This is a genomic window from Protofrankia sp. Cj3, assembly GCF_917627355.1.
GTDB lineage: Bacteria > Actinomycetota > Actinomycetes > Frankiales > Frankiaceae > Protofrankia.
The window spans coordinates 28970-33534 of the sequence record NZ_CAKJTR010000044.1 but is presented as its reverse complement, the minus strand read 5'-3'; the positions used below and the strand labels follow the sequence as shown (position 1 = coordinate 33534).

Below are 4565 nucleotides of genomic sequence, written 5' to 3'. Positions count from 1 at the left end.
GTCTTCAGGCGTCTTCAGGCGTCTTCAGGCCGAGCGGCGGCCCGCGCCGGCCATCGGTGCGGGCAAACAGACGTCCGGTCACGTATGCCGGCCGCATGAAGACGGCGGATCGGCAACTGCCGGACCGGCGCGTCAGGGGTTCGGCGCCCGGCGCTGTTCCCAGCGGCGGGCCGAGCAGCGTGGCCGCGAACCGGCGAGCATTCCGTAGCAGTACGATAGCGGAACGCGCACGGACGCGACAGCGGGCCACCGCGAGGCGTAGGCACGCCGCGTTCCACAGCCCTCGTTCAGCCTGACCGAGCACGGCGGCGACCAGCGCGGCCGCGCTTACGTGGGCCACAGTCATCGTGGTGCCGTCAGTCAGTACAGCGCCCGCCATGCCGGGGCCATGTGCGGTGACCGCGAACGTGATGTGCAGGGCCAGCTGGGCGAGTCCGACGCCGGCGAGCAGGGCGACGAACCGCCGTTCCCGTCCGGCGAGGCCGTATGCGATGCGGGTCAGCAACCCGAATGCGCCGGCCAGCAGGGTTGCGGACGGACGGTGGCCGCCTGCCGCGGCGTGCGCCGCTACGGCGAGGGCGACCGACGAGCCGGCAAAGGTGGACGCACGCGCCAAGCGGCCCGCGGTCGTCACGGCGGGCGGTTCAACGCTGGCGGCGACGGCCGCCGCGCGTACGTACACGGCGGTCAGCCTGCCATATCGGGGCGAGATCGACCCATGCCCGGCTCTGTTTCGGCGTCCGGACACAGCCCAGGTTGTTTCGGTCCAGCTCCCAGCCCCGGTCCGGCCTGTCCGTATCCGCTCCGGTCCGCCGCGTCCTGTTCGGTGGCCTTCTGTACCACCGTCTGCTGTTCCGTCGTGTCCCGGTCCGTCGTGTCCCGGTCCGTGCCGGGCTGTTTCCGCCAGCCGTGCCGTCGGGTCACCACGGGCACCGCGGCGAGGAGCCCGATGCCGATACCGATGGTGACCGTGGTCAGGAGCCGGGCGAGGGCCACGGGGCCCGCGATCGGGGCACCCGATCGGTACAGCAGGCCGACGTCGCCGAAACCGCCGACCATGGCGATGACGAAGCCAGCGGTCGCGGCGAGGTACCCACCGGTGATCGATTCTCGGATCAGCAGGGCGGCCGAGCCCAGCCCGAGCGCCCAGGCAGCCATCTCGACGGTGTTGCTGAGGAAGAATCCCGACAGCCGGCCGTCGGCCCGCGAGAATGTGATCAGTAAGGAGTGGGTGATGTCCGCGGCCACAGTGATCGTCACCGCCGCGGCCAGCGCCGTAGTCGCGCGTCGTAGCAGTCCGAGAGCCATGACCCCAGCGGCTAGCATGATCCCGAGGACGAACCACGGCGTGGGGGACGGCCCTGGAATCCAGTCGAGGGCACCGGTCACGCTGACCGTCTGGCCGTCCACGGTCAGCGGGATCATCCAGGTGTAGATCTCGTGAAAGCGGCCGGGCGCGGCCAGAACGACCGGCGGGTCCTGCGCCCCCATCCAGTGGGTGCGGTGGTCGTGCCAGACGGTGGTGCCGCCATGGCCGATTTTCTCCCAGCGGGGCGGCGCCGTGTCATCGCTTCCGGTCAGCGGTTTGGATGATCCGTTCGCCAGCCCGTACCGGCTTGTGTTGAGATAGGTCGCGGACGAGAGGGCGTTGCGCCAAGTCCCGGTCGGGTCCACCCGCAGGTATGGTTCGTCGGAATATCCTTTGACGATCACGGTGTGATTACCGATAACGGTCAGCCTGACCCGGCTGCCGTTTTCCACCGGGGTGAGGGTGATGCCGTCCACCGGTGGGTTCATGCCGGTCAGGGTCGTGCGCAGGTTGGTGGCTCCGCCCCCGTTGACGGAGTGCGCCGATGCGGGCGAGGCTGTGACAACCAGCCAGCAGGTCAGCACGCCGAGAACAAGCAACGCGTGGGGCAGCCCGTGACATAACCGGCCTCTGTCGGTCACATTCATCGACAGATAGCCTACGCAGTCTCTTCGGTGGACGGTGATGCCGGGCAGGGGGAGCGGGCGGGGCCGGAGGACGGTGAGAGGGACACTGGTGCGGTGATAGAGGCTCGCGGCATGCGCCGTCTCGGGTTCCTGCTGGTTGCTGTCGTCGCGGCGCTGATCGCGACAGCGGGCCCGGCGTCGGCGCACGCCGTGCTCGACCGCAGCGACCCGGTCGCGGGAGCGACCCTGACGGTCCCGCCGTCGCAGGTCACGCTTGCTTTCAGCGAGTCGGTAACAACGGACGCACGTTCGATAACAGTCATCTCCCCAACCGGCCAGCGGGTGGATGCCGGCGATGTCCGCCACGGGCAGACCGGCAGCCAGGTCGTGGCGGGGCTGTCCGCCGACCTCGGGCGTGGCACGTACGTGGTCAGCTGGCATGTCATCTCCGCGGACAGCCATCCGGTCTCCGGCAGCTTCTTCTTCGGTGTCGGGGTGGCTCCAGACGCCAGCGCCGCGGCGTCCGTGTCCACCAGGAGTGGTTCGGCCGCTGTCAGCGTGCTGGCCGGTGTGGTGCGTTTCGGAGCCTTCGCCGGTTTGTCCGTTCTGCTCGGTGCGGGTTTCTTCCTGCTGGCACTCTGGCCGGCGGGGCTACGACAGCTGGGCCCGCGGCGGCTGCTGTGGGCGGGATGGGGCGTGACGCTCGCCGCCGCTGTCGGGCTGTTGCTGGTCCAGGGGCCGTACGGCGCGGGTCAGGGGTTGTCCGCACTGGCGCGCTGGGCTCCGCTGTCGACCACGTTGCACACCAGGTTCGGGCATCTGGTGCTGTTGAGAATCCTCGCGCTGCTGCTCGCGATACCGCTCCTGCACGCGATCGTGGCCGGTGGCCGCCGGGCCGTCGCGGAGCTCTGCGGCCTCGCCCTTGTCATCGCCGGGACCCAGGCCGCGTCCGGCCATGCGGGTGTCGGCGGCGACGCGTGGCTGGCGACCGCGATCCTGACTGTGCACGTGCTGGGAGTCGCCGTCTGGATGGGTGGTCTCGCCACCCTTGTGCTCTTCCTGCGTGCGAGGTCCGGGCGTGGCCGCGCAGATGATCGCCCTTCTCGGTCCGGCGCCCGGGTGCCCGCTGCCCGCGCCGCCGAGCTTGCCGGGGTGTTGCCGCGTTGGTCACGTACCGCGATGGCAGCGGTTGCCGTCGTCATCCTCACGGGTAGCTATCAGTCCTGGCGAGAGGTAGGCGGATTGCCCGCGCTGACCGCCACTGCCTATGGCCGTCTGTTATTGCTGAAGGTCTGGTTCGTGGCGTTAGCGCTCGGAGTCGGCTGGCTGGCGCACAGGTGGGTTGTCCGCAACTACCGGCCGGTCGTCGCGGCGCTGGCCGCGAGTCGCTCGGACACGACAGCCGGCCTGACCGCCCACTCGGTAGGGCCGTCATCGACCGATATCGCGGCGCGGCCCGAAGTGGCCGAGCGTGCGGTGGCTGGGTTGCGCCGTGGGGTGATGTTCGAGGCCGGCCTGGCCACAGTGGTGCTCGCGGTGACCGCGGTGTTGGTCAACTCGGTTCCGGCGCGGACGTCCTATGTACCGCCGTTCGCTGACACGGTGTTCGCCGGACCGCTCACCGTCCAGGTCGACATCGCCCCGACCAGGCACGGGCCGCAGACCTTGCACATCTACACGTTCGATCCCGCTGGCAAGGTCGCGCCGCTTGCGGACGCGTCAGCGCAACTGTCCCTGCCCGACGCCGGGGTCGGACCGCTCTCGGTGCCGCTTGCCCAGGTCGCACCGGGCCACGCAATCGCTCAGGGGATGCAGGTGCCGCTGGCCGGTACGTGGCAACTGCGGCTGACGTTACGGGTCAACGATTTCGATCAATATGTAACCACGCTGTTCTACCAGGTGCGGTAGCCGCCGAGGCCGGTGAGCCCGGGCGGGCGGCGCGAGCTGGACCCCTGCCGACCACTTAAGCCTGCGGCGGTGTCCCCGAGGTGAGCACGGACGGGGTTGTTGTGTCCGCGTCGGGCGTGGCCGAGGGAGCTGTCGAGGGCATCTGTGTCGCTGGTGACGCTGACGGGACTTCGACCGGCGGTACGTGTGTCGCTGAATTGCCCATTGATGAGGAGGCAGTTACGGTTGGTAGCGTTGCGGTCGACCGTGGTAGCACATTGACCATTGTGGGTGGACTGGGTTCGGGGACCGCCTGCGGTCTGGCCAGCTCGGCGGTGGACCGCTGGGCCACCAGAATCATCTCGTTCGCACTCGCGACTTCGAGCATGGTTGGTACGGTCCGCTGTCCGGGCACCCGTCTGGTGAACGCCCCGGCGACTGTCGGGCTGATCGTGTCAGGTCGGTGCCGGCCAGTGACGAGTGGCCCTGGCGCTGGCGGGCCGAACGCGACATCGGGATAGCGGGGGCTGACCTCGGCCGTGGTCGGCCAGTTGATCGCGGCGGTGACACCCGCGACGGCGAGGAGCAGCGACGCGGCGAGCGTGACCATGGGCCGGCCACGTCGCTCGCCCGGGGGGCGAGCGACGCCGTCTGGATGAGCGACGGAGCCTGGCTCGTCCGTGTGGTCCGCTGATGTACCGCGGGCGCTGCCCGCGGGGGTATCTGGTACCGGGGTATCCGGC

The 4565-nt window shown here is 69.7% G+C and carries 3 protein-coding genes and 1 pseudogene; 1 reads left to right on the top strand and 3 read right to left on the bottom strand.

Annotated elements, in window-relative coordinates:
- Nucleotides 1–4 precede the first annotated feature (4 nt).
- Together MJ783_RS08595 and MJ783_RS08590 are read right to left on the bottom strand one after the other, a co-directional pair.
- A complete protein-coding gene (locus MJ783_RS08595) occupies nt 5–682 on the bottom strand; it encodes a hypothetical protein (protein WP_239309820.1) in 678 nt (225 codons plus the stop codon).
- Between the two features lie 5 nt (nt 683–687).
- On the bottom strand, nt 688–1956 hold the full coding sequence (locus MJ783_RS08590; RefSeq protein WP_239309818.1) for a hypothetical protein: 1269 nt from the start codon (nt 1954–1956) through the stop codon (nt 688–690).
- 93 nt (nt 1957–2049) lie between these two features.
- Between MJ783_RS08590 and MJ783_RS08585 the strand changes: the two genes are divergently transcribed.
- A complete protein-coding gene (locus MJ783_RS08585; protein ID WP_239309816.1) occupies nt 2050–3843 on the top strand; it encodes a copper resistance CopC/CopD family protein in 1794 nt (597 codons plus the stop codon).
- 55 nt (nt 3844–3898) lie between these two features.
- On the opposite strand, the pseudogene MJ783_RS08580 reads toward MJ783_RS08585, so the two are convergent.
- Nucleotides 3899–4565, bottom strand: a pseudogene (locus tag MJ783_RS08580) (hypothetical protein); the annotation flags it as partial.

Coding starts and splice junctions, on each gene's coding strand:
- MJ783_RS08590 (WP_239309818.1), bottom strand. CDS start 1,956: ATGAATGTGACCGACAGAGGCCGGTTATGTCACGGGCTGCCCCACGCG.